Source organism: Pseudomonas sp. JBR1, assembly GCF_028198185.1.
GTDB lineage: Bacteria > Pseudomonadota > Gammaproteobacteria > Pseudomonadales > Pseudomonadaceae > Chryseomonas > Chryseomonas oryzihabitans_E.
This window is the reverse complement of the sequence record NZ_CP116340.1, coordinates 4350909-4372457: the sequence shown is the minus strand read 5'-3', so window position 1 is coordinate 4372457 and position 21549 is coordinate 4350909. Positions and strand designations below refer to the sequence as shown.

Sequence of the window (21549 nt, the reverse complement as noted above, 5' to 3'; positions counted from 1 at the left end):
AAGACCTCAGTCACGGCGGTGGCGACCGATCAACCAGTGTAACCAAAGCGTCGCGTGGACGCCGCTAGTCGCGCACCAGCCACTCGCCGGCGACCTGCTGCAGATGCCGGGTCAGGGCTTGCAGGGCGGTGCCGCCGTTGCGCCAGTGATGCCAGAACAGCGGCACGTCCACCCAATGGCCGGGCGCCAGATCCACCAGGGCGCCGCTGGCGCGGGCAGTGGCGCTCTGGATATCCGGCAGCAGCCCCCAGCCGATACCGCTCAGGGTCATCTGCAGAAAGCCCTCGGCGGAGGGACAGAGGTGGTAATCGAAGGACTGGGTGACGCCGAGCTGTTCCAGATAGCGATGCTGCAACCGATCATCCGGCCCGAACACGATGGCCGGTGCCTGCGCCAGGGCCTGAGGATCCGGCAGATCGGCCAGCTGCTGGGCACGGAACTGCGGGCTGGCCAGGGCCCGATAGCGCATGGCGCCCAGGGCGCTGACCCGGGCCCCGGCCAGTGGCTGACCGCTGGCGCAGAGACAGGCCGCCACCTCGCCGGCTCTCATCCGACGCAGCACCACGTCCTGGTCCTCGACCACCAGATCCAGCAGCACGCGCTGCTCCCTCACCCAGGGCCCCACCGCCGCAGGCCACCAGTTGGCCAGGCTGTCGGCATTGAGGGCGATGCGCAGCCGCTGCGGCGCCTCCTCGGCCAGCCCCGGTACCTCACTGCCGAGATCGGCCTCCAGCAGGCGCACCTGCTGGATATGACGGAGCAGGCGCAGGCCGGGCGCGGTGGGCTGGGGCGGTGTCTCGCGGACCAGCACCGCCTGGCCGACCCGGGCTTCGAGCAATTTGATGCGCTGGGACACCGCCGACTGCGACAGCCCCAATCGCCGCGCGGCGCGCTCGAAGCCACCTTCTTCCACCACCACGGCCAGGGCTTCCAGCAATTTGTAATCGATCATCGATCTGGCTAATGCTGCATAAGGAATATTGGTTTTTCTTATACGCCTGGAGACGGCAAGGTGGCAGCCATCCCAAGACGACAGGGCATCACCCCGCAATGAACAGCTATTTCACCGGCCTCCTGACCATGGCCAGCCTCATAATGGCGCTTGGTGCCCAGAACACCTATCTGCTGGCCCAGGGACTGCGTCGCGAGCACCACCTGGCCATCGCCGCCTTCTGCCTCACCTGCGATGTGATCCTGGTGGCAGCCGGCGTGCTGGGCCTGGCCGCGCTGATCCAGCACAGCCCGTTGCTGGTGGACATCCTGCGCTGGGGGGGCGCGGCCTTTCTGCTCTGGTACGGCGCCCAGGCGCTGCGGCGGGCCTGGAAGCCGGCGGCCATGGACAAGGTGGAGACCACGAGTCCGCGCAGCCGGCGCCAGGCGCTGCTCGCCGCCGCCGCGGTCTCCCTCCTCAATCCCCACGTCTACCTGGACACGGTGCTGCTGGTAGGCTCCCTGGGCAGTCAACAGGCCGCGCCCCTGGCTTATGTGTTCGGCGCCGCCACCGCTTCCATGCTGTGGTTCTTCGGCCTCGCCCTAGGTGCCGCCTGGGCCGCACCCTACCTGGCCCGCCCGGGGGTATGGCGGCTGATCGACCTGCTGGTGGCCCTGGTGATGTTTGCCGTCGCGGCTCAGCTCCTGGTCTCGACCTGAGGCTGGTCTTCGCCGAGCGAGCGCCCTAAGCTGCGGGTCTGCGTTCCCTGTCGAGATCTCCCATGCCCTTCGCCCGCTCGCTCCGCAGTCAGAGCCTGCTCCTGTTCGGCGGCAGTCTGCTGCTGATGTTGCTGATCGCCCTGGCCGGCTTCGCCCTGCTCTCGCGCGAGTTGCATCGCTACCAGCAGCTGATCGAAGGCCCGCTGGAGCGGCTGGTAGAGATCGACGACACCCACCTGACCTTCAAGATCCAGGTGCAGGAGTGGAAGAACTTCCTTCTGCGCGGCGGCGATGCCGCGACCGCCGAGCGCTACTGGCAGGCCTTCCAGACCCGCGAGGCGGAGGTCGACCAGCGCCTGCAACAGCTGGCCACCCGCGTCGACCCCGATCTCCAGCCCCGGCTGCTGGCCCTGCGCGCCCAGCATGGTCGCCTGGGCGAGCACTATCGCGCCGGATACGCCGCCTATCTCGCCCATGATCGCGATCCGCGGCGGGGTGATGCCGAGGTGCGGGGTATCGATCGTGAGACGGCCGAGGGCTTCGCGGCCCTGGTAGACGACCTGCACGGGCGCACCGCCGAGCAGATCGCCGCCATCCGCGCCGAGGCGCAACGCGACATCCTGCTCGCCGGCCTGGCGCTGCTGCTCTGTGGCAGTGGCCTGCTGTTCCTGGGGGTACGGCTGGTGGAGCGTCGCCTGGTCGATCCACTGGTGGCCTGTGCTCGGCAACTGGGCCTGCTGGCGCGCGGGCGCTTCGGCGAGCGCCTGCCCGGTGGCCGTGACGACGAACTGGGCCGACTGACCCACAGCACCAATCTCCTGCGCGACGCCGCCGTCCAGCATACCCACGACCTGCGTCACCAGGCGATCGAGGTCGGGGCCCTGAGCACCCTGCTGGCCAATCAGCTCCTGACCGAACCAGGCCAAGCACCACGGGACCTAGACCCGCACGTGCTGAAAGACATCAGCCGCCGCCTCGCCGACATCGCCGGCGATCTGCAGGACGCCGCCAGCCAGCGCCAGGACTGACGTCCAGCGCTACAGGGAGGTGGGCACCTCGCGCCACTGACCCGGCGCCAGATCGTCCAGCGTCCAGGGCCCGATACGCACCCGTACCAGCCGCAGCGTCGGCAGGCCCACGGCGGCCGTCATGCGGCGCACCTGACGATTGCGACCTTCGCGAATGGTCAGCTCGATCCAGGCGGTCGGCACGCTCTTGCGAAAGCGCACCGGCGGATCGCGCTCCCAGAGCACCGGCGCTTCGGCCAGCAGGCGCGCCTCGGCTGGCAGGGTGAGACCATCATTGAGTTCGACGCCCTGGCGCAGCCGCTGCAACTGCTCTTCGCTGGGCGTGCCCTCCACCTGTGCCCAATAGGTCTTGGGCAGCTTGTGCCTGGGATCGGCGATGCGCGCCTGCAGCTGGCCATCGTTGGTGAGCAGCAGCAGACCTTCGCTGTCACGATCCAGACGGCCCGCGGGATAGACGCCTGGCACCTCGACGAAGGCCTTCAGGGTCGCGCGGCCGTCGGCATCGGCGAACTGGGTGAGCACATCGAAGGGCTTGTTGAGCAGCAGCAGCCGCGGCGTGGCCGGGGGCGCCTTGGCCTGACGGCGAGGCCGGGGGCCGGGGGTGAAGCGAGGATTTCGCGACATGGGGATCGACGGCGGCTAGCCAAAGGGTAAGCTGGGTCGCCTAGTCTATTCGTCCGAGGTCCCATGCGCATCTTTCGTCCGCTGTGGCTGATCCACCTGCTCACCCTGGCCGGTTGCGCCTCGTCCGCCTATGAAGGCCCGCGCTCCGAGCATTTCGACGGCGAGCGCTTCCATAACCTGGCGCCGCGCGAGGACAAGAGTCTCTGGACACTGCTCAAGTGGCAGCTCACCCGGACACGCCCCCAGTGGACCTGGCAAGACGGTCCCGCCATGCCGATGCGCCCGCCAGCCCGTGTCGAGGGCGGCGAACTGCAGGTGACCTTCGTCAATCATGCCACCCTGCTAATCCAGCACCAGGGCCTCAACATCCTCACCGATCCAGTCTGGTCGGAGCGGGTCAGCCCCTTCAGCTCCGTCGGCCCCAAGCGCTTCCACGCGCCTGGCGTGGCCCTGGATGATCTACCGCCGTTGGATCTGATCTTTATCAGCCACAGCCATTACGATCATATGGACCTGGCCACCCTGAGGCGCCTGGCCGAGCGTGCGCCCCTGACGCCGGTGGTGACGCCCCTGGGTAACGCCGAGCTGATCCGCCGCGAGACCGGTTTCGTCACGGTCAGCGAACTGGACTGGTGGCAAAGCCTGCCGCTCAAGGACGGGGTGCGCCTCCATCTGGTGCCGGGCCAACACTGGTCGGCGCGCAGTCGCTTCGACACCAATCGCAGGCTCTGGGGTGGCTTCGTACTGGAGGCGCCTAGCGGGCCGGTCTATTTCGCCGGCGATACCGGCTGGGGACCGCATTTCGCGCAGATCCGTGAACGCCTAGGCGCGCCACGTTTTGCCGCCCTGCCCATCGGTGCCTATGAACCGCGCTGGTTCATGCAGGACAGCCACCTCAATCCCGACGATGCCGTACGTGCGCACCAGACGCTCGGAGCAGGCAGCAGCCTGGGTATCCACTTCGGCACCTTTCCACTGAGCGACGAAGCGCAATTCGCCCCGCCCCGCGACCTGGCCCATGCCCGGGCGCTGCATGGCCTGGCGGATGAGGCGTTCAGGACGCTGGCACCCGGTGAGGCCTGGTCGGTGCCCTAGGGCTTACTCCACCAACCCCTTGTCCCAGAGGCGTACCAGCTCACTGGGCGCCCGGTCCTCGGGGATCAGCAGGGTCAGTTCGCCTTCCTGCTCGGCGGGCTGCGGTCTAAAACGCAGCTCCACCTTGAAGTAGCGCTGATCGCCACGGCCGACCTGGGTCGGTTCGCCGGATTCCGGCAGGCAGCGCTCCAACACCGAGCAGATGCGCCCACGCTGGGTGCTGTCGTACTGGCCGAATTCGATCTCTCGTGGCTTGCTCAACGCATGCAGGGGCGCGAAGCCTCCCTGCCGCGAGAGCCGCACCACGGTGTCCTTGCCCAGCGGGGGAAGTTCGCGCATCGCCATGCTCCTCTAGATAAGGGTAACGCCCACGCCGGCCCAGGCCTCCTGGACAGCAACCACCTCCGCCGACTCGGCGCCAAAACGGCGGCCAGCGTTGGAAACCGTCAGCCGGGCGAAGGCGGCGAAGTCCGCATCGTTGGCCAGGCGACTGTCACAGAGGGTGTCATACCAGATAGGCCCGGCCTTTTCCCAGGCATAGCCACCCAAGGCCACGGCCGCGAGGTAGAAGGCGCGGTTGGGAATGCCCGAGTTGAGGTGAACGCCGCCGTTGTCTTCGCGGGTTTCGATGTAGTCGCGCATATGGCCGGGTTGCGGATCCTTGCCCAGGGTCGGGTCGTCGTACGCCGTACCCGGCTCGGCCATGGACCTGAGGCCTTTGCCCTTGATGCGGTCGGTGAGCAGCCCGGCGCCGATGATCCAGTCCGCCTCGGCGGCGGTCTGCTTGAGCTGGTACTGCTTGACCAGGATGCCGAAGACGTCGGATACCGATTCATTGAGCGCGCCGGACTGATTAAAGTACACCAGGCCCGCTTCGCTCTCGGTCACCCCATGCGCCAGTTCGTGGGCGATGACATCCAGGGCGATGGTGAATCTGTTGAAGATCTCGCCATCGCCATCGCCGAACACCATCTGCTCGCCGTTCCAGAAGGCGTTCTGGTATTCCTGGCCATAGTGGACGGTACCGGCCAGCGGCAGGCCCTGGCCGTCGATGGAGTTGCGACCGAACACCTCGTTGAAGAAGGTGAAGGTAGCGCCCAGGTGATCGTAGGCTTCGTCCACCGCCACGTCGCTGACGGGCGCCTGCCCTTCCTGGCGTACCAGGCGCCCGGGCAGCTGCATGGCATTGCCGGCATCGAAGATGCTGCGTTGCGGACTGGCGTCGTCGGTCCGAGGCAAGGCTCCGACCGGTGCCTGGCGTACCCCGGGCCGACCGGGATTGTGCAGCAGACTCTGCACATGACTCAGGGTGGTCAGGGCGCAGGAACGCTGGTGTTCGTCGCCATGATCGATGATGCGGCCAAGAATGTAGGGGGGAATAACCCCCTGGTAGGTGCCCTGGTTACGAGACATGCGCGCCCTCCTCCTGTGGGGGACAGAGCCCCCGATCACCGCAGCGTGCGGTCCTGTTCGTTGGACCACGAAACGACCAGACGGCTCCCGCCTCTTCACCCGGACGCAGGCTTCTGGTACAAAGGCACCCCACGCGGGCGTCGTATAATGGCATTACCTGAGCTTCCCAAGCTCATGACGAGGGTTCGATTCCCTTCGCCCGCTCCAGATTCCAGACGGCCTCCAATCAGTCCTTGCGGACAAACTGATTGGGGGCCGTTGCGTTTCCAGGCCCTGCTGCGGGGTTTGCGAGCATCCATCCTACCCCGCCACCAACCCCTTCACCCGCTGCGCCAGGGCTTCCACCGCGAAGGGCTTGGTCAGGATCGCCATGCCGGGTTCCAGGTGGCCGTCGCTGAGCAGCGAGGTCTCGGCGAAGCCGGTGATGAACAGCACCTTGAGTGCGGGACGGTGGACGCGGGCGGCGTCGGCGAGTTGGCGGCCGTTCATGCCGCCGGGCAGGCCGACGTCGGTGACCAGCAGGTCGATGCGGGCATCGGAGTGCAGGACTTCCAGCCCGCCGGCGCCGTCGGCGGCTTCGATGATGACGTAGCCAAGTTCGCGCAGCAGGTCGGTCACCAGCATGCGCACCGTGGGTTCGTCGTCGACCACCAGCACGGTGGCGTTGGCGCCTTCCAGCGTGCGGGGCCGGCCATCCTCCGTGGGGACCTCGCACAGCCGCTCGGCCGGCCGCCGCGGCAGATAGAGGCAGACGGTGGTGCCCTCGCCCGGGATCGAGCGTAGCCGTAGCTGCCCGCCCGACTGGCGGGCGAAGCCGTAGATCATCGACAGCCCGAGACCGGTGCCCTGCCCCATGGGTTTGGTGGTGAAGAAGGGCTCGAAGGCCTTGGCGGCAACATCCGGGGTCATGCCGCTGCCGGTATCGGTCACGCGCAGATGCAGATAGCCCCCTTCGGCCAATTCAGGATCGGGCGCGCTGTGGGTATCGACCTGATGATGAGCGGCCTCGATCAGGATGCGTCCGCCGCCGGGCATGGCGTCGCGGGCGTTGATGCACAGATTCAGCAGGGCGTTTTCCAACTGGGACTGGTCCACCAGCAGTGGCTGGTTGTCCGGCAGGCTGATGAACTGTACCTGGATGGCCGGCCCTACGGTGCGCTGCACCAGATCGAGCATGCCGCCTATCAGCTGGTTGACGTCGGTGGGTTCCGGCGCCAGGGTCTGGCGACGCGCGAAGGCCAGCAGCCGGTGGGTCAGGGCTGCGGCGCGCTTGGCACTGCCCTGGGCTGCCAGCAGGTACTTCTCCAGTTCGGTGAAGCGCCCCTGGTCGATGCGCAGCCCCATGAGGTCGAGGCTGCCGGAGATCCCCGCCAGCAGGTTGTTGAAATCGTGAGCCAGGCCACCGGTGAGCTGGCCGACGGCCTCCATCTTCTGCGACTGACGCAGGGCCTCTTCCGAGCGCCGGAGTTCTTCGGTGCGCTCCTCGACGCGCTGCTCCAGGGTCGCGGTCAGGTCGCGCAGCTCCGCCAGGGCACGGTCACGCTCGTCGGCCAGGGCACGGCGGGCATCCACGTCCAGCAGCACGCCGGGAAAGCGCAGCGGGGTACCGTCCGGCGCCAATTCGACATGGCCGTTGGCTTCCACCCAGTAGTAGCGACCATCGCGACGACAAACGCGATACTGATGGGCATAGCGTCCGCCGCGTTCGAGCACGTCGGCGATGGCGGCGGCGAGGCCTGCCTGGTCATCGGGATGGACGTTGGCGACCACCTGGGCCAGGCTCAGGCCATCGCGGCCCAGCGCCGGATCGAGGCCGAAGTGGGTGGCGAAGGCTTCGTCGACGGTGAATCTATCGGTGGGCAGGTCCCAGTACCAGGTGCCGATGATGGCGCCAGCGGCCAGGGCCAGCTGCACCCGTTCGGCGGCCGCCAGCACGCTGCTCTCCGCGGCACGGGCGCTGTCGCGTTCGTCGATGCGCGCTGACAGCTCCTGCTCGAGCGTCAGGTTATGGCGGCGCAGCGCGGCTTCGGCCACGTCGCGCTGATGATGGGCCTGGACGCTGGCGGTGGTCTCGGTGGTGATGTTGAGCATCCCGACGATGGTCTCGCCGTCACGCAGCGGACTGTAGGAAAAGCTCCAGTAGGTATCCTCGGGATAGCCGTTGCGGGTCATCACGAAGTGCTTGTCGACGAAATGCAGCGCCTCGCCGGCCAGCGTCCGCTCGATCAGCGGCGCGATCTCGGCCCACAACTCCACCCAGACCTCGTGGATCGGTTGCCCCAGCGCCGCGGGATGCCGGGCCCCGAGAAAGGGAGCATAGGCCTGGTTGTAGATCAACGTCTGCTCGGGCCCCCAGGTCGCGCACATGGCGAAGGGCGAAGCCATCAGCAGGTCGTAGGTGGTCCTGAGAGCAACAGGCCAGCAGGTACGATGGCCCAGTGGCGTGGTTTCCCAAGCAAAGCTTTCAAGGTAGGACAAAGGACGACTCACTGGCAGAGGCGCTGACGGATCTGGTGGCCGCCCAGGCTCTCAGCAATGAGCCCAGACGCTCATGATAGGCGGGTTCAAAGGCACCTTACCAGTCTTGCGAGTGATCGACGGCGTGGCGCCGTCCACCAGCGGCAGCGCGGCCCTGCGGCATGCTGTCCAGGTGAAACGACTGGCACCCGCGGCGTGCATCTCTTACCTTGTGGCCCCCGCTGTCGCCGTCAGGTATCCGCTCGTCATGTCCGCGTCATCCACCCCGCCCGAGGGGCTGCAACGCAGCCTGTCCAATCGTCATCTGCAACTGATCGCCATCGGCGGCGCCATCGGCACCGGCCTGTTCATGGGCTCCGGCAAGACCATCGCCCTGGCCGGCCCGTCGATCCTGCTGGTCTATCTGATCATCGGCAGTGCGCTGTTCTTTGTCATGCGCGCCCTGGGCGAGCTGCTGCTGTCGAACCTGGAATACAAGTCCTTCATCGATTTCTGCACCGACCTGCTCGGGCCCTGGGCCGGCTTCTTCTGCGGTTGGACCTACTGGTTCTGCTGGATCGTCACCGCCATCGCCGATGTCATCGCCATCGCCGCCTATGCCCAGTTCTGGTTTCCAAGCCTCGCGCCCTGGATCCCGGCGCTGCTCTGCGTGCTGCTCCTGCTGGGCCTCAACCTGGTCACGGTACGACTCTTCGGCGAAATGGAATTCTGGTTCGCGCTGATCAAGATCGTCGCCATCTGCGCGCTGATCGTCACCGGCTTCGGCCTGGTCTTCTGGGGTTTCCAATCGCCCTCGGGCAACGTGGCGAGCCTGAGCAATCTGTGGAACGACGGCGGCTTCTTCCCCATGGGCCTGGGCGGCTTCTTCGCCGGTTTCCAGATCGCCGTCTTCGCCTTCGTCGGCATCGAGCTGGTGGGCACCACCGCCGCCGAGACCGCCGATCCCCGGCGCAACCTGCCGCGCGCCATCAACTCCATTCCGGTGCGCATCCTGGTGTTCTATGTGCTGGCGCTGGTGGTGATCATGGCGGTGACGCCCTGGCGCCAGGTGGTGCCGGACAAGAGTCCCTTCGTCGAACTCTTCGTGCTGGCCGGCGTGCCCATGGCCGCCAGCCTGATCAATTTCGTGGTGCTGACCTCGGCCACCTCCTCGGCCAACAGCGGCATCTTCTCCACCAGCCGGATGCTCTATGGCCTGGCCCGCGAAGGCCATGCGCCCCGGGGCCTCACCCGTCTTTCCCGGGCGGCCGTGCCGGCGCGTGGGCTGCTGCTGTCCTGCCTATGCCTGTTGCTGGGCACGGTGCTGATCTACCTGATCCCCAATCTCGTCACCGCCTTCACCCTGGTCACCACCCTGGCCGCGGTGCTGTTCATGTTCGTCTGGTCGCTGATCCTGCTGGCCTGGCTGGCCTATAGACGCAACCGGCCGGAGCAGTACGCCGCCTCGGCCTTTCGGCTGCCTGGCGGGCGCTGGGTGTGCTACGGGGTGCTGGCCTTCTTCGCCGCGGTACTGGTCTTGCTGACCTTGCAGGACGACACCCGCCAGGCGCTGCTGGCCAGTCCGCTGTGGTTCCTGCTGCTGGGCCTGAGCTACTGGTGGCGCGGGCGGCGGACGCTACGCGGCGGCTAGCCAGCCACAGTTCGCTCAACCCACCGACCAGAGTTCATCGAGGCGGGTGGTGTAGCGTGGGCTGAGCAGGTCGCGGCGCATCTGCCAGGCGGGATCGCGCGGAATCCGGGCTGGACGCAGGGTCTCGCGACCGAACTTGCCGTTGATGGCGTCCAGCGTTGCCATCAGCCGGGTAGCGGCCGGATCCGGCGCGCCAGCGAAGAGATCTGCGGCCACCTCGCTACGGCCGCAGAGATCGAGCAGCAACACCTCGGCCTTGGCATAGCCGAAACCGTCGCGAAAGATCTCGCGCAGGCCGGACTGGGCATAGTCGTTGAGTACCCGGGTGTCGTCGCTGGGGGCCGGCAGGTTGAGCAGGCTGGCGTTGGCATAGCGGCCCTCGTCCGCGCCATGCATCCCGGTCTGGATGCTGACCCTCAGGGTGCGACAGAGCGACCCCTGGGCGCGCAGCTTTTCCGCGGCGCGGGCGGTGTAGCTGGCCACCGCCTCGGCCAGGGCGCCGAACTGGTACTGGCGGCGACCGAACATGCGGCTGCTGCAAATGGTCTGCCGCGGCGCCTCCAGTTCTTCGAGACTCAGGCAGGCCAGCCCGCGCAATTCCCGGGCGGTCTTTTCCAGCACCACGCTGTAGCGCTGGCGCAGTGACCAGGCATCCTGCGCGGCCAGCTCCCAGGCATTGGTGACGCCCTCACCCCGCAAGCGCGCGGCCAGGCGCCGGCCGACACCCCAGACGTCTTCGATCGGCGAGTGTTTCAGCACCCAGTCATGCACTACCGGATCGCGCAGATCCAGCACGCCACCGGTGCGCTCCGGCCAGCGCTTGGCGGCGGCATTGGCCAGCTTGGCCAGGGTCTTGGTACTGGCGATGCCGACGCTGACCGGGATGCCCGTCCATTTCTGCACCCGCGCCTGCAGGCGGTGGCCGAGGGCGTCCAGGGGCTCGGGCAGGCCCGCCAGATCGGCGAATACCTCGTCGATGCTGTAACGCTCCAGGCGCGGCACCAGGGTTGCGAGAGTGCGCATCACCCGGTCGCTCATGTCGCCGTAGAGCGCATAGTTGGAGCTGAAGGCCGCTACCTCGCCACGCTGGGCCAGCTCGCGCACCTGGAACCAGGGCGCCGCCATGGCGATGCCCAGGCGCTTGGCCTCGGTCGAGCGGGCGATCACGCAGCCGTCGTTGTTCGATAACACCACCACCGGGCGCCCGGCGAGATCGGGGCGAAAGACCCGCTCGCAACTGCAATAGAAGGCATTGCAGTCGATCAGCGCCAACACTGACTCAGCCATGGCCGAAGCGCCTCAGGCTGTGGGTGGCCACACCCCAGACTTCGAAGTCGTCGCGCTCGCCGATGACCAGCGGCGCATAGGCGGGATTTTCCGCCAGCAGGACAAAGTTCGCGCCGCGCCGGCCCAGGCGCTTGAGGGTAGGTTCGCGATCGCGCACCGCCACCACGATATCGCCCACCCGCGCCGGACGGGCGCGGTCGACGATCACCAGATCGCCAGGAAAGATGCCCACACCGGTCATGCTGTCGCCACTGACCTGGATGACGTAGGTATGAGGAGCGCGCAGGTCGACCAGTTCGTCCAGCGAGACCTGGCGCTCCAGATGATCCTGGGCCGGCGAGGGAAAACCGCACGGCAGGCGAAAATCATAGAGCGGCAGCTGGGTGTCGGACGACGCCAGGCAACCCAGGACGGTAACGGACATGACAAGGTGCTCCCGCGGATAACTGTCTATTTATACAGTTATCCGCGGGAGCCAGGTTGTAAAGTCGGACCTGGTTCCTGCCGATGAGCGGCGCCCTCAGGCGCTGAGGCGAAAGCGCGAGACCACGCTGCGCAGGTCCTGGGAGAGACCCGCCAGACGCTCGGCGGTACCGGCGTCGGACTCGATCCCGCTCAGTACCTGCACGGTACTGGCACGGATGCCCGTGGTGTTGCGGTTGATGTCCTCGGACACCGCGGCCTGTTGTTCCGCGGCGCTGGCGATCTGCACGTTGACGTCGACGATGCGTCCTACCGCGGAGCCGATGCTGGTCAGGCTGGCGCTGGCCTGCTCGGCGGCCGCGACCCCCGTCAGCGCATGGCCACGGCTGGCCTGCATCTGGCCGACGGCCTCGCCGGTAGCGGCCTGCAATTGCTCGATGATGCGGCGGATCTCCTCGGTGGAGGTCTGGGTGCGCGAGGCCAGGGTGCGGACCTCGTCGGCCACCACGGCGAAGCCGCGGCCCTGCTCACCAGCCCGGGCGGCCTCGATGGCGGCGTTGAGGGCCAGCAGATTGGTCTGCTCGGCGATGGTACGGATCACCGCGATGACCCCACCGATGGCCTGGCTGTGACTCTCCAGGGCGGCGACCTTGGTGGCGCTGAGATCCACCTCGGCGGCCAGGGCTTCGATGGCCTGTTGGGTCTGCTGCATCACCCGGGCGCCGTCACGGGTGGCCTGATCGGCCTGCTGGGCAGCCGCGACAGCGCCTTCGGTGTTGTTGGCGACGTCCGCCACGCTGGCGGTCATCTCGGTGATAGCGGTGGCCACCTGGTCGGTCTCGCCCTGTTGCGCCTGCATGGTCGAGCGTGCCTGACCGATGGAGCCGGCCAGGGATCCCGAGGCCTCGGCCACCGCGTTGGAGGCCTGATCGACCTCCCGCAGCGAACAACCGAAGGCCTCCAGCATCGAGTCCAGACTACGGCCGATGTCGGCGATCTCGTCACGTCCGCGCAGGGAGGCGCGGCGAGTCAGATCGCCCTGGGCGGCGGCGGCGGTCACTCCGACCAGTTCGGCGATCCCTTGGCGCAGCGCCTGGTAGATACCGGCGAAGGTGTAGATCAGCAGCAGCAGTGCACCCAGGATCATGCCCACTACCAGATTACGCAGCGTGGTCGCATGGACCAGTCGCTCGGCCAGCAACTGGGAGAGCTGGCCCTGCGCCTCTTCCTGCACCTTGTAGTAGCGGGCGACCACGGCATTGCCCTGGGTACCCAGGGCGCGTCCGGAAACCGTACCTTCATTGGTCATGGCCGCCTGCATGCCCTGGCGGAAGTTGGCATAGTCGTCCGCCGCCTGGGCCAGGGAGCCCTTGAGGCGCTGGGCCAGCTCCGGCGCCTGACGCGCCAGGAGTCTGAGACCCTGCTCCAGTTCGTCGGCGCTCTGCCGTTCCTGGCTCACCACGTTGCGCGCCAGATTCAGACTGGCGGGATCGAAGCGATTATTGGCGCTCAGGCCAAAGGCCAGGCCACGTAGCTGGCCGATGAGGTTGATTTCCCGCAGCAGGCGCACGGAGGTGATGTCGATGAGAAAGAGACTGGTGTAATCCGAGTCCAGCGCCAGGCCGGAGGTGGCCGAGACGTAATAGAAGAGGTTCAGGGTCTGGGTCAGTTGCTCGTTCCAGGCCTCGAACACCTCCAGCGAGGTGCCCGTAGTCCCCTGCATCAGGCGCTCGGCGCCCCGCCGCAGCTGGTTCAGGCGATCCCCGGTTTCCAGCTGGGTGCCGAGTTCGCGGTCCAGCCGGCCCAGATCGTCATAGGCCTTGAGCAGGTTGTCACGGTTGTTCTGCCAGTCCTGCTGGGCGGAAGCATCGCCATCCTGGAGCCGCTTGGTCAGGGCGCGCTGCAACATGCTCAGTCGGGCGACCGGGGTCAGCTGCGTCAGATAGCGCTGACCGTCGATCTCCTGGGTCAGGCTCACGCGCTGCTCCTGGATATCCTGATAGAGGTAGACGCTGAGAAACAGGAGCGGCACCAGAACGATGGTGGCGAGGCAGACGAACTTGGCGGGAAACCTCAGGCGATTCATTATCGTTACAGCAGGGGTCAGCAGATTCATGGCTAGCTCGGGCGGCGGCGAAAGGGGTCATTAGGGCTGTACCGCCCTATTTGTGACGTAATAGACAAAAATTCTTGTAACAGTTTCGTCTCTATCGAGCTGTCGCTTCGCTTCCTTGGCTATTTGCCACTCGGCGGTCGAAAGCCACCCCTCAACGGTCTTCGGATAGCTCTAGCATGCATGACTTATTGATTCGCAATGCCTTGGTGCTGGACGGCCACGACCGTCCGGGCAGGCCGCTCGATGTCGCTATCGCAGCCGGACGTATCCAGAAGCTGGGCGACCTGGCCACTGAACCAGCCCGAGAGGTCCGCGACGGCAGCGGCCTGGTGCTGGCGCCTGGCTTCATCGACGTCCATACCCATGACGACAGCATGGTCATCCGCCGGCCGCAGCAACTGCCCAAGCTCAGCCAGGGGGTCACCACCGTGGTGGTGGGCAATTGCGGCATCAGTGCCGCGCCGGTCCGTTTGCGCGGTGAGCCGCCGGACCCGCTGAATCTGCTCGGCCCGGCCGCGGCCTTCGTCTATCCCACCTTCGCCGCCTACCGCACCGCCGTGGAACAGGCCCGCCCCGGCGTCAATGTCGCCGCCCTGGTGGGCCACACGGCGCTGCGCGGCAATCATCTGGACGATCTCTACCGCGCCGCCACTCCGGCCGAGATCGCCGCCATGCGTGCCGAGTTGCGCGACAGTCTGGCCGCCGGTGCCCTGGGGCTTTCCAGCGGCCTGGCCTATGCGTCCGCCGCGGCGGCCCCGACCGACGAGGTGGCCCAGCTGGCCGCGGAGCTGGATGCCGTGGGCGGACTCTATGCCACCCATTTGCGCAGCGAATTCGCCGCGGTCCACGAAGCGCTGGACGAAGCCCTGGACATCGGTCGCCAGGCCCGGGCACCGGTGGTGGTCTCCCACTTCAAGTGCGCCGGGGTGGACAACTGGGGGCGCGCACCGGAACTGCTCGGCGCCCTGGCCGAGGCCGCGCAGACCCAACAGGTCGGCTGCGACTGCTATCCCTATGCCGCCAGCTCCTCCACCCTGGATCTCAAGCAGGTCACCCATCGGCACCGCATCACCATCACCTGGTCCACCCCGCATCCCGAATGCGGCGGCCGTGACCTCGACGCCATCGCCGCCGACTGGGGGCTTGACCTGGACAGCGCCGCACGCCGCCTGCAACCGGCAGGTGCCGTCTACTACGGCATGAGCGAAGCCGATGTGCGGCTGATCCTGGCCCATCCGCTGAGCATGATCGGCTCCGACGGCCTGCCCGAGGATCCCTTCCCCCACCCACGCCTCTGGGGCGCCTTTCCCCGGGTGCTCGGCCATTTCAGCCGTGACCTCGGTCTCTTCCCCCTGCACACCGCCGTGCACAAGATGACCGGTCTTTCCGCCGCGCGCTTCGGCTTAGAGGATCGCGGCCTGATCGAACCGGGCGCCCATGCCGACCTGGTGCTGTTCGATCCCGCCCGCATTCGCGATGTGGCCGATTTCAGCGAGCCACAGCGCCCCGCCGAAGGCATCCACGCTGTCTGGGTGAACGGCCGTCTGGCCTATGCGCCGGGCCAAAGCATCGACGAGCGCCATGGCCGCTTCCTGCCCCGTGCCGGGGACCTGCGGCAAACCTTCCCACGCTGCTGATCGAACGCTACCGGGTAACGTCCCGACCTGGTGCGCCGCCGTTACCTTCCGCCACTTCCCGGTGCCACCCACGGTACCGGGAGCCTCTTCTTTGCCCGTCGTTCAAGCCAAGCCATTGATTTGCAAAGCCGTCGAAAAAGCTGGCACAGTGACTGCAACCTATTCCGTTGTTACGAACATAATTCCGCTATAACGGAAAAGGAGTCGCACAATGACGGGCAAGACGAAGGGGTGGAAAACACTGGCGCTGCTGGTGGGTCTGGTCGCCATGACCGGCGCCCAGGCGGCCAAGCTGGATGACGTACTCAAGCGCGGTCACCTGATAGTGGGTACCGGCAGCACCAACGCCCCCTGGCACTTCCAGGGCGCCGACGGCAAGTTGCAGGGCTTCGATATCGATATCTCCAAGGTCATCGCCAAGGGGCTGTTCAACGATCCGGAAAAGGTCGAATTCGTCGTCCAGGGCTCAGATGCGCGCATCCCCAACCTGCTCACCGACAAGGTCGACATCAGCTGCCAGTTCATCACCGTGACCGCCAGCCGCGCCCAGCAGGTCGCCTTCACCCTGCCCTATTACCGTGAGGGCGTGGCCCTGCTCTTGCCGGCCAACAGCCGCTACCAGCAGATCGATGACCTCAAGGCGGCCAAGGACGACCTGACCGTGGCCGTGCTGCAGAACGTCTATGCCGAGGAGCTGGTGCACCAGGCGCTGCCCGGCGCCAAGGTCGATCAGTACGACAGCGTCGATTTGCTCTACCAGGCCCTGGGCACCGGCCGTGCCGACGCCGTGGCCACCGACCAGTCCTCGGTCAAGTACCTGATGACCCAGAATCCCGGCCGCTACCGCTCGCCCGACTATGCCTGGAGCCCCCAGACCTACGCCTGCGCGGTCAAGCGCGGCGACCAGGACTGGCTGAACTTCGTCAACACCGCCCTGCACGAGGCCATGACCGGTGTGGAATTCCCCACCTACCAGGCGTCCTTCAAGAAGTGGTTCGGTGTCGAGCTGCCGTCTCCGGCGATCGGCTTCCCTGTCGAGTTCAAGTGATCCTGGCCCGGCGCGGTTCGTCCGCGCCCTCTCGGTAGACGTCGAGCATGAACTACACCCTGAACTTCGCCCCCGTGTGGCAGAACCTGGATCACCTGCTGGCCGGACTCGCCCTGGGTCTGCAGCTGGCCCTGGTGGGCATCGCCATCGGCTGCCTGATCGGCCTGGCCACCGCCTTCGCCCTGCTCTCGCGGGTGCGGGCACTGCGCTGGCTCGCGGCGGGCTACGTCACCCTGGTGCGCAACACCCCGATCCTGGTGCTGATCCTGCTGCTGTACTTCGCCCTGCCCAGCGTCGGCATCCGCCTGGACAAGCTCAGCTCCTTTCTCATCACCCTGGCGCTCTATGCCGGGGCCTACCTGGCCGAGGTGTTTCGCGGCGGCCTCATGGCCATTCCCAAGGGCCAGCGCGAGGCGGGCCTGGCCATCGGCCTGCGCGAATGGCAGATCAAGGCCTACGTCATCATTCCGGTGATGCTGCGTAACGTCCTGCCGTCGCTCTCCAACAGCTTCATCTCCTTGTTCAAGGACACCTCCCTGGCAGCGGCCATCGCCGTGCCGGAGCTGACCTACCAGGCACGCAAGATCAACCTGGAAAGCTACCGGGTCATCGAGACCTGGCTGGTGACCAGCGTCCTCTACATCCTCACCTGCTACGTCATCGCCCTGCTGCTGCGCCAGCTGGAGCGGCGACTGAGCCTGACCCGCTAGGAGCCCGAACGTGTACGAAGCCCCCTCCTGGTTCCTGGAGTTGTGGAACGCCCGCCAGACCCTGGCCGCCGGTTTCGCCACCACCCTGGCCTGTTCGCTGTTGGCAGTGCTGGGCGGTACCCTGCTGGGTACCCTCGGCGGCCTGGCGCTGACCTACGGCCGCTGGCCGCTGCGCCTGCCGTTCCGCCTCTACTCCGACCTGATCCGCGGCACCCCGGTGTTCGTGCTGGTGCTGGCCTGCTACTACATGGCCCCGGCCCTGGGCCTGCGACCCACGCCCTTCCAGGCTGGCACCGCGGCCCTGCTGCTGTTCTGCGGCTCCCATGTGGCGGAGATCGTCCGTGGTGCCCTGCAGGCCATCCCGCGCGGTCAGCACGAGGCCGCCAAGGCGATCGGCCTGACCTTCGTGCAGAGTCTCCAGGAGGTACTGCTACCCCAGGCGCTGCGCCAGATCCTGCCGACCTGGGTCAACGCCTCCACCGAGATCGTCAAGGCCTCCACCCTGCTCTCGGTGATCGGCGTGGCCGAACTGCTGCTCAGCAGCCAGCAGGTCATCGCCCGCACCTTCATGACCCTGCAGTTCTATCTGTTCGCCGGACTGCTGTTCTTTCTCATCAACTTCGCCATCGAGCGGCTCGGCCGCTACCTGGAAAAACGGGTGACCCTGCCATGACCGCTGCCATGACCGCTGCCAACGACCCCTTGCTGAGCATCAACGGCCTGCACAAGAGCTTTGGCGAGGTGGAGGTGCTCAAGGGCATCGACCTCAGCCTCTACCGTGGCGACGTGGTGACCCTGATCGGCTCCAGTGGCTCGGGCAAGACCACCCTGCTGCGCTGCGTCAACCTGCTGGAAGACTTCCAGGGTGGCAGCATCCAGCTGGCCGGCGAGGCCATCGGCTACCGCGAAGACGGCGGTCGCCGCCAGCGCCTGCCGGAGCGCGAGGTCGCCCGCCAGCGTTCGCTCACCGGCATGGCCTTCCAGCAATTCAATCTGTTCCCCCACCTCACCGCCCTGGAAAACGTCACCCTCGGCCTGCGCAAGGTCAAGAAGATGGGCAAGGACGAAGCCATCGCCCTCGGCGAGCAGTGGCTGCGTCGGGTCGGGCTGATCGAGCGGCGCGACCACCATCCCGGCCAGCTCTCCGGCGGTCAGCAGCAACGGGTGGCCATCGCCCGCGCCATCGCCATGAACCCCAGCCTGATGCTGTTCGACGAACCCACCTCGGCGCTGGATCCGGAGCTGGTCGGCGAGGTGCTGGCAGTGATCAAGGACCTGGCCCAGGATGGCATGACCATGCTGCTGGTGACCCACGAGATGAGATTCGCCTATGAGGTCTCCGATCGCATCGTCTTCATGAGCCAGGGTCGCATCGAGGAGCAGGGTCCGCCGCGCGAACTGTTCGAGCGGCCCCGCTCCACCCGTCTCGCCGAATTCCTCGGCCGGACCTCTTTCTGAATCATCCCCCGCTACAGGAGCAACACCATGAGCATCATTCGTTACGGCGCCGGCGAACGCGGCGCAGGTGGCCAACCCCTCCCCTTCGCCCGCGCGGTGGAAGCCGATGGCTGGCTGCACGTCTCCGGCCAGGTGGCCATGGAGAACGGTGAGATCATCGACGGCGGCATCGTCGCCCAGACCCACAAGACCATGCAGAATCTGATCGCCATCCTGAACGAGGCCGGCTACGGTCTGGAGCACGTGGTACGCGCCGGCGTCTGGCTGGACGATCCACGCGACTTCTGGAGCTTCAACAAGGTGTTCGCCGAGTACTTCGCCGGCAATGCCCCGGCGCGCGCCTGCGTGCAATCCTCCATGATGGTGGACTGCAAGGTCGAGATCGACTGCATCGCCTACAAACCCAAGGCCTGAGACAAATCGCACAGATGACCGAACCTACCCGCCAGAGAGCCCGCGGCCTGGACCGCGCCTTCGACATCCTCGATCACCTCAAGCGGGTGGGTCGGCCGCTGCGACCCAACGAGATCGCCGCCGGCCTGGGCATTCCCAAGTCCACCGTCTACGATCTGGTCGGCCTGTTGCTGGAGCGGCACATGCTCGATGCCGTGGGCCGCGACGGTCAGGTCTACCTGGGCCGCGAGCTGTACTTTCTCGGCCAGGCGCACCTGCGCCACTTCGACCTGGCCCGCGAGGCCGGGCTGCTGCTGGACGACATCGTCGCCCGGACCCGCGAGACCGCCCAGCTATGCCAGCTCAATGGCCGCAAGTACACCGTCTCGCTGATGAAAGAAGGTGCCCGCGCCTTTCGCATCTCCTCCAACGTCGGCGAGGACGCGCCCATTCCCTGGACCGCCTCCGGCCGGTTGCTGCTCGGCCATCTGAGCGACGCCGAGATCCTCGCCCTGATCGATCCGGAAGACTTCATCCTGCCCGACGGCAGCCGCCTGCCGCCGGCGACCTTTATCGCCGAGATCCGCAGCGCCTGCGCCGAAGGTTTCTTTTCCTTCGACAGCATCGCCGACACCTACACCCACTGCTTCGCCGCTCCGGTGCAGGACGCCAGCGGCCTGTGCATCGCCACCCTGTGCATCGTCGCGCCCCGCGCCGACGCCCAGGCCCACCATGCCGAGTACCGCCAGGTGCTGGTCGACAGCGCTCGCCGCCTGTCCCAGCGCTTGGGCGGCCAGGAGAATCCATGACCGCTCTACATGCCCCCGAGAAAGGCGCCGCCAACCCCGGCGACAGCCTGCTCCGCGACATCGCCCTGCCCGCCCTGGTCATCCACCAGCGGGCGCTCGACCACAACATCGCCTGGATGCAGGCCTTCGCCAGCGACCGCGGCGCGCAGCTGGCGCCCCATGGCAAAACCAGCATGGCTCCGGCGCTGTTCCAGCGGCAGCTGGCGACCGGCGCCTGGGGCATGACCCTGGCCACCGCGATCCAGACCCGCGCCGCCCAGGCCCATGGCGTACGCCGGGTGCTGATGGCCAACCAGCTGGTCGGGGCGCCGAACATGGCGCTGATCGCCGAGCTACTGAGCGCCGACCCTGATTTCGACTTCCATTGCCTGGTGGACCATCCCGATCAGGTCACGGCCCTGGGCGCCTTCTTCGCCGAACGCGGCCTGGCGCTACAGGTGATGATCGAATACGGCGTGCCTGGCGGTCGTTGCGGCTGCCGCAGCGAATCCGAGGTACGTGCCCTGGCCCAGGCCATCGCCGGACAACCGGCGCTGCGGCTGACCGGTATCGAAGGTTACGAGGGCGTGATCCATGGCGCCGAGGCAGTGACAGACATCCGCGCCTTCGCCGATTCCCTGGTGCGTTTGGCCGAGGAGTTGCGTGGCCAGGGCGCCTTCTCCCTCGACCGGCCCATCGTCACCGCCTCGGGCTCGGCCTGGTACGACCTGATCGCCGCCGCCTTCGATCGGCTGGAGGTACGCGAGCACTTCCTGGCCGTCCTGCGCCCCGGCAGCTATGTGGTCCATGACCACGGCATCTACCGCGACGCCCAGGGCGGCGTCCTGGCGCGCACCGGCCTGGCCGAGGGCCTGCAGCCAGCGCTGGAGGTCTGGGCCCACGTGCAGTCGCTGCCCGAACCCGGCTTTGCCATCCTGGCCCTGGGCAAGCGCGACGTCGCCCATGACGCCGGCCTGCCGCTGCCATTACGCCGCTACCGACCGGGTCAGGCCACTAGCGCAGCCGTAGACATGAGTGGCTGCACCGTCACCGCCATCATGGACCAGCATGCCTTCATGGTCGTGGCCCCGGGCACCGAGCTGGCCATCGGCGATATCGTTGCCCTGGGCACCTCCCATCCCTGCCTGACCTTCGACAAGTGGCGCCAGGGCTGCCTGGTAGATGACAGCCTGCAGGTGGTGGAGACCTTCGCGACCTGCTTCTGAGGCGCTAGGGCCGCAGCTCGCCTTCTTCCTCGCCATCCCAATAGCGGATGCGCTCGGCATGCACCTTGATGAGGATCATGCCGGGCGTATCGGTACCCTGGGGAAACCAGCGGTTCAGGTTCTTGGTCCAGTGCGCCTCGAACTGCGCCTTGTCGCGGATCAGTTCGGCGCGGCCCTCGATGCCGATGAAGATGCCGGGCTTGCCCAGCAGGCTCTTGCCCTCGCTGAAGCTAAGGCCCACCGCCGGATCCTGCTCGATGTCGCGGATCTTGGCGGAGTCGTCATAGGCGTAGAACCAGGAATCGCCGTCGTACTCGACGTCGCCATTGTTGCTCATTGGCCGGCTGGTCAGGCGCCCGGTGCCGGTGGTCAGCATGCAGAAATCCAGATCGCTCATCGCTTTGGACAGGTCGTGCAGGGTCTTGTCGGCCATGGGGGTCGCTCCGGTGGGATGGGCGGTGTTGCCCGTCTGAATTCAGACCCGAAACTGCCGCCGCTTGGTTCCGATGCGCAGGCGCCGACCCGGCTTTTCGGACGGGCTGCGC

General features: G+C 66.9%; 20 protein-coding genes, 1 tRNA gene and 2 pseudogenes. 13 read left to right on the top strand and 10 right to left on the bottom strand.

All coding sequences use genetic code 11. The features are described from left to right. Nucleotides 1-64: 64 nt before the first annotated feature. Complete coding sequence (locus PJ259_RS20265) at nucleotides 65-952, bottom strand: LysR family transcriptional regulator ArgP (protein WP_271653962.1); 888 nt, start codon at nucleotides 950-952, stop codon at nucleotides 65-67. 98 nt (nucleotides 953-1050) lie between these two features. Between PJ259_RS20265 and PJ259_RS20260 the strand changes: the two genes are divergently transcribed. Both PJ259_RS20260 and PJ259_RS20255 read left to right on the top strand, forming a co-directional pair. Then, nucleotides 1051-1650 (top strand): LysE/ArgO family amino acid transporter, encoded by a 600-nt coding sequence (locus PJ259_RS20260; RefSeq protein WP_271653961.1) that lies wholly within the window; start codon nucleotides 1051-1053, stop codon nucleotides 1648-1650. Between the two features lie 62 nt (nucleotides 1651-1712). Then, nucleotides 1713-2678, top strand: coding sequence for a hypothetical protein (locus PJ259_RS20255; RefSeq protein ID WP_271653960.1), 966 nt, complete (start codon nucleotides 1713-1715; stop codon nucleotides 2676-2678). A 9-nt stretch (nucleotides 2679-2687) separates the two neighbouring features. Here the strand turns inward: PJ259_RS20255 and PJ259_RS20250 are convergent, their stop codons facing one another. Then, nucleotides 2688-3302 (bottom strand): pseudouridine synthase, encoded by a 615-nt coding sequence (locus PJ259_RS20250; RefSeq protein WP_271653959.1) that lies wholly within the window; start codon nucleotides 3300-3302, stop codon nucleotides 2688-2690. A gap of 63 nt (nucleotides 3303-3365) precedes the next feature. Between PJ259_RS20250 and PJ259_RS20245 the strand changes: the two genes are divergently transcribed. Further along, a complete protein-coding gene (locus PJ259_RS20245; protein WP_271653958.1) occupies nucleotides 3366-4397 on the top strand; it encodes an MBL fold metallo-hydrolase in 1032 nt (343 codons plus the stop codon). Nucleotides 4398-4400: 3 nt separating this feature from the next. Here PJ259_RS20245 and PJ259_RS20240 read toward each other — a convergent pair whose 3' ends face one another. Then, entirely contained in the window at nucleotides 4401-4736 is a 336-nt protein-coding gene (locus tag PJ259_RS20240; protein WP_059313680.1) for a protealysin inhibitor emfourin, read from the bottom strand. A gap of 12 nt (nucleotides 4737-4748) precedes the next feature. Beyond that, nucleotides 4749-5810, bottom strand: coding sequence for a M4 family metallopeptidase (locus tag PJ259_RS20235; RefSeq protein ID WP_271653957.1), 1062 nt, complete (start codon nucleotides 5808-5810; stop codon nucleotides 4749-4751). 133 nt (nucleotides 5811-5943) lie between these two features. Between PJ259_RS20235 and PJ259_RS20230 the strand changes: the two genes are divergently transcribed. After that, nucleotides 5944-6017, top strand: a tRNA-Gly gene (locus tag PJ259_RS20230). Nucleotides 6018-6110: 93 nt separating this feature from the next. Here PJ259_RS20230 and PJ259_RS20225 read toward each other — a convergent pair. Both PJ259_RS20225 and PJ259_RS20220 read right to left on the bottom strand, forming a co-directional pair. Next, a pseudogene (locus tag PJ259_RS20225) lies at nucleotides 6111-7799 on the bottom strand (ATP-binding protein); the annotation flags it as partial. 78 nt (nucleotides 7800-7877) lie between these two features. Further along, nucleotides 7878-8177: pseudogene (locus tag PJ259_RS20220) on the bottom strand (PAS domain-containing protein); the annotation flags it as partial. Nucleotides 8178-8535: 358 nt separating this feature from the next. Here PJ259_RS20220 and cycA point away from each other — a divergent pair. Further along, nucleotides 8536-9918, top strand: coding sequence for a D-serine/D-alanine/glycine transporter (gene cycA / locus PJ259_RS20215; protein WP_271653956.1), 1383 nt, complete (start codon nucleotides 8536-8538; stop codon nucleotides 9916-9918). Nucleotides 9919-9933: 15 nt separating this feature from the next. On the opposite strand, the gene PJ259_RS20210 is transcribed toward cycA, so the two are convergent. The 3 genes from PJ259_RS20210 to PJ259_RS20200 form a co-directional block, all read right to left on the bottom strand. After that, nucleotides 9934-11205 (bottom strand): Y-family DNA polymerase, encoded by a 1272-nt coding sequence (locus PJ259_RS20210; RefSeq protein WP_271653955.1) that lies wholly within the window; start codon nucleotides 11203-11205, stop codon nucleotides 9934-9936. Continuing rightward, on the bottom strand, nucleotides 11198-11629 hold the full coding sequence (locus tag PJ259_RS20205) for a LexA family protein (RefSeq protein ID WP_059313673.1): 432 nt from the start codon (nucleotides 11627-11629) through the stop codon (nucleotides 11198-11200). The genes PJ259_RS20210 and PJ259_RS20205 overlap by 8 nt, the downstream gene beginning before the upstream one ends. 96 nt (nucleotides 11630-11725) lie before the next feature. Beyond that, nucleotides 11726-13744 carry a methyl-accepting chemotaxis protein gene (locus PJ259_RS20200; protein ID WP_271653954.1) on the bottom strand — a complete coding sequence of 673 codons (2019 nt, stop codon included), beginning with the start codon at nucleotides 13742-13744 and terminating at the stop codon, nucleotides 11726-11728. A 176-nt stretch (nucleotides 13745-13920) separates the two neighbouring features. Between PJ259_RS20200 and PJ259_RS20195 the strand changes: the two genes are divergently transcribed. The 8 genes from PJ259_RS20195 (at nucleotide 13921) to PJ259_RS20160 (ending at nucleotide 21004) form a co-directional block, all read left to right on the top strand. Continuing rightward, a complete protein-coding gene (locus PJ259_RS20195) occupies nucleotides 13921-15381 on the top strand; it encodes an N-acyl-D-amino-acid deacylase family protein (RefSeq protein ID WP_271653953.1) in 1461 nt (486 codons plus the stop codon). 268 nt (nucleotides 15382-15649) lie between these two features. Further along, a complete protein-coding gene (locus PJ259_RS20190) occupies nucleotides 15650-16429 on the top strand; it encodes a transporter substrate-binding domain-containing protein (protein ID WP_231893041.1) in 780 nt (259 codons plus the stop codon). Between the two features lie 47 nt (nucleotides 16430-16476). Next, nucleotides 16477-17139, top strand: coding sequence for an amino acid ABC transporter permease (locus PJ259_RS20185; protein WP_184292191.1), 663 nt, complete (start codon nucleotides 16477-16479; stop codon nucleotides 17137-17139). Between the two features lie 10 nt (nucleotides 17140-17149). Continuing rightward, nucleotides 17150-17812, top strand: a complete 663-nt coding sequence (locus tag PJ259_RS20180) for an amino acid ABC transporter permease (protein WP_059313669.1) — start codon at nucleotides 17150-17152, stop codon at nucleotides 17810-17812. Further along, nucleotides 17809-18597 (top strand): amino acid ABC transporter ATP-binding protein, encoded by a 789-nt coding sequence (locus tag PJ259_RS20175; RefSeq protein ID WP_271653952.1) that lies wholly within the window; start codon nucleotides 17809-17811, stop codon nucleotides 18595-18597. Before PJ259_RS20180 ends, PJ259_RS20175 begins: the two co-directional genes overlap by 4 nt. Before the next feature lie 27 nt (nucleotides 18598-18624). Next, on the top strand, nucleotides 18625-19011 hold the full coding sequence (locus tag PJ259_RS20170; RefSeq protein WP_059313667.1) for a RidA family protein: 387 nt from the start codon (nucleotides 18625-18627) through the stop codon (nucleotides 19009-19011). A 14-nt stretch (nucleotides 19012-19025) separates the two neighbouring features. Continuing rightward, the gene (locus PJ259_RS20165) at nucleotides 19026-19799 is read left to right on the top strand and encodes an IclR family transcriptional regulator (protein WP_271653951.1); all 774 of its coding nucleotides are present in this window, start codon (nucleotides 19026-19028) and stop codon (nucleotides 19797-19799) included. Continuing rightward, nucleotides 19796-21004 carry an amino acid deaminase gene (locus PJ259_RS20160; RefSeq protein WP_271653950.1) on the top strand — a complete coding sequence of 403 codons (1209 nt, stop codon included), beginning with the start codon at nucleotides 19796-19798 and terminating at the stop codon, nucleotides 21002-21004. The genes PJ259_RS20165 and PJ259_RS20160 overlap by 4 nt, the downstream gene beginning before the upstream one ends. Before the next feature lie 4 nt (nucleotides 21005-21008). Here the strand turns inward: PJ259_RS20160 and PJ259_RS20155 are convergent, their stop codons facing one another. Then, the gene (locus PJ259_RS20155) at nucleotides 21009-21437 is read right to left on the bottom strand and encodes a pyridoxamine 5'-phosphate oxidase family protein (RefSeq protein WP_068382992.1); all 429 of its coding nucleotides are present in this window, start codon (nucleotides 21435-21437) and stop codon (nucleotides 21009-21011) included. Nucleotides 21438-21549 lie beyond the last annotated feature (112 nt).

Coding starts and splice junctions, on each gene's coding strand:
- PJ259_RS20165 (WP_271653951.1), top strand. CDS start 19,026: ATGACCGAACCTACCCGCCAGAGAGCCCGCGGCCTGGACCGCGCCTTC.
- PJ259_RS20205 (WP_059313673.1), bottom strand. CDS start 11,629: ATGTCCGTTACCGTCCTGGGTTGCCTGGCGTCGTCCGACACCCAGCTG.
- PJ259_RS20240 (WP_059313680.1), bottom strand. CDS start 4,736: ATGCGCGAACTTCCCCCGCTGGGCAAGGACACCGTGGTGCGGCTCTCG.
- PJ259_RS20195 (WP_271653953.1), top strand. CDS start 13,921: ATGCATGACTTATTGATTCGCAATGCCTTGGTGCTGGACGGCCACGAC.
- PJ259_RS20185 (WP_184292191.1), top strand. CDS start 16,477: ATGAACTACACCCTGAACTTCGCCCCCGTGTGGCAGAACCTGGATCAC.
- PJ259_RS20190 (WP_231893041.1), top strand. CDS start 15,650: ATGACCGGCGCCCAGGCGGCCAAGCTGGATGACGTACTCAAGCGCGGT.
- PJ259_RS20265 (WP_271653962.1), bottom strand. CDS start 952: ATGATCGATTACAAATTGCTGGAAGCCCTGGCCGTGGTGGTGGAAGAA.
- PJ259_RS20175 (WP_271653952.1), top strand. CDS start 17,809: ATGACCGCTGCCATGACCGCTGCCAACGACCCCTTGCTGAGCATCAAC.
- PJ259_RS20155 (WP_068382992.1), bottom strand. CDS start 21,437: ATGGCCGACAAGACCCTGCACGACCTGTCCAAAGCGATGAGCGATCTG.
- cycA (WP_271653956.1), top strand. CDS start 8,536: ATGTCCGCGTCATCCACCCCGCCCGAGGGGCTGCAACGCAGCCTGTCC.
- PJ259_RS20260 (WP_271653961.1), top strand. CDS start 1,051: ATGAACAGCTATTTCACCGGCCTCCTGACCATGGCCAGCCTCATAATG.
- PJ259_RS20170 (WP_059313667.1), top strand. CDS start 18,625: ATGAGCATCATTCGTTACGGCGCCGGCGAACGCGGCGCAGGTGGCCAA.
- PJ259_RS20245 (WP_271653958.1), top strand. CDS start 3,366: ATGCGCATCTTTCGTCCGCTGTGGCTGATCCACCTGCTCACCCTGGCC.
- PJ259_RS20250 (WP_271653959.1), bottom strand. CDS start 3,302: ATGTCGCGAAATCCTCGCTTCACCCCCGGCCCCCGGCCTCGCCGTCAG.
- PJ259_RS20210 (WP_271653955.1), bottom strand. CDS start 11,205: ATGGCTGAGTCAGTGTTGGCGCTGATCGACTGCAATGCCTTCTATTGC.
- PJ259_RS20200 (WP_271653954.1), bottom strand. CDS start 13,744: ATGAATCTGCTGACCCCTGCTGTAACGATAATGAATCGCCTGAGGTTT.
- PJ259_RS20160 (WP_271653950.1), top strand. CDS start 19,796: ATGACCGCTCTACATGCCCCCGAGAAAGGCGCCGCCAACCCCGGCGAC.
- PJ259_RS20235 (WP_271653957.1), bottom strand. CDS start 5,810: ATGTCTCGTAACCAGGGCACCTACCAGGGGGTTATTCCCCCCTACATT.
- PJ259_RS20255 (WP_271653960.1), top strand. CDS start 1,713: ATGCCCTTCGCCCGCTCGCTCCGCAGTCAGAGCCTGCTCCTGTTCGGC.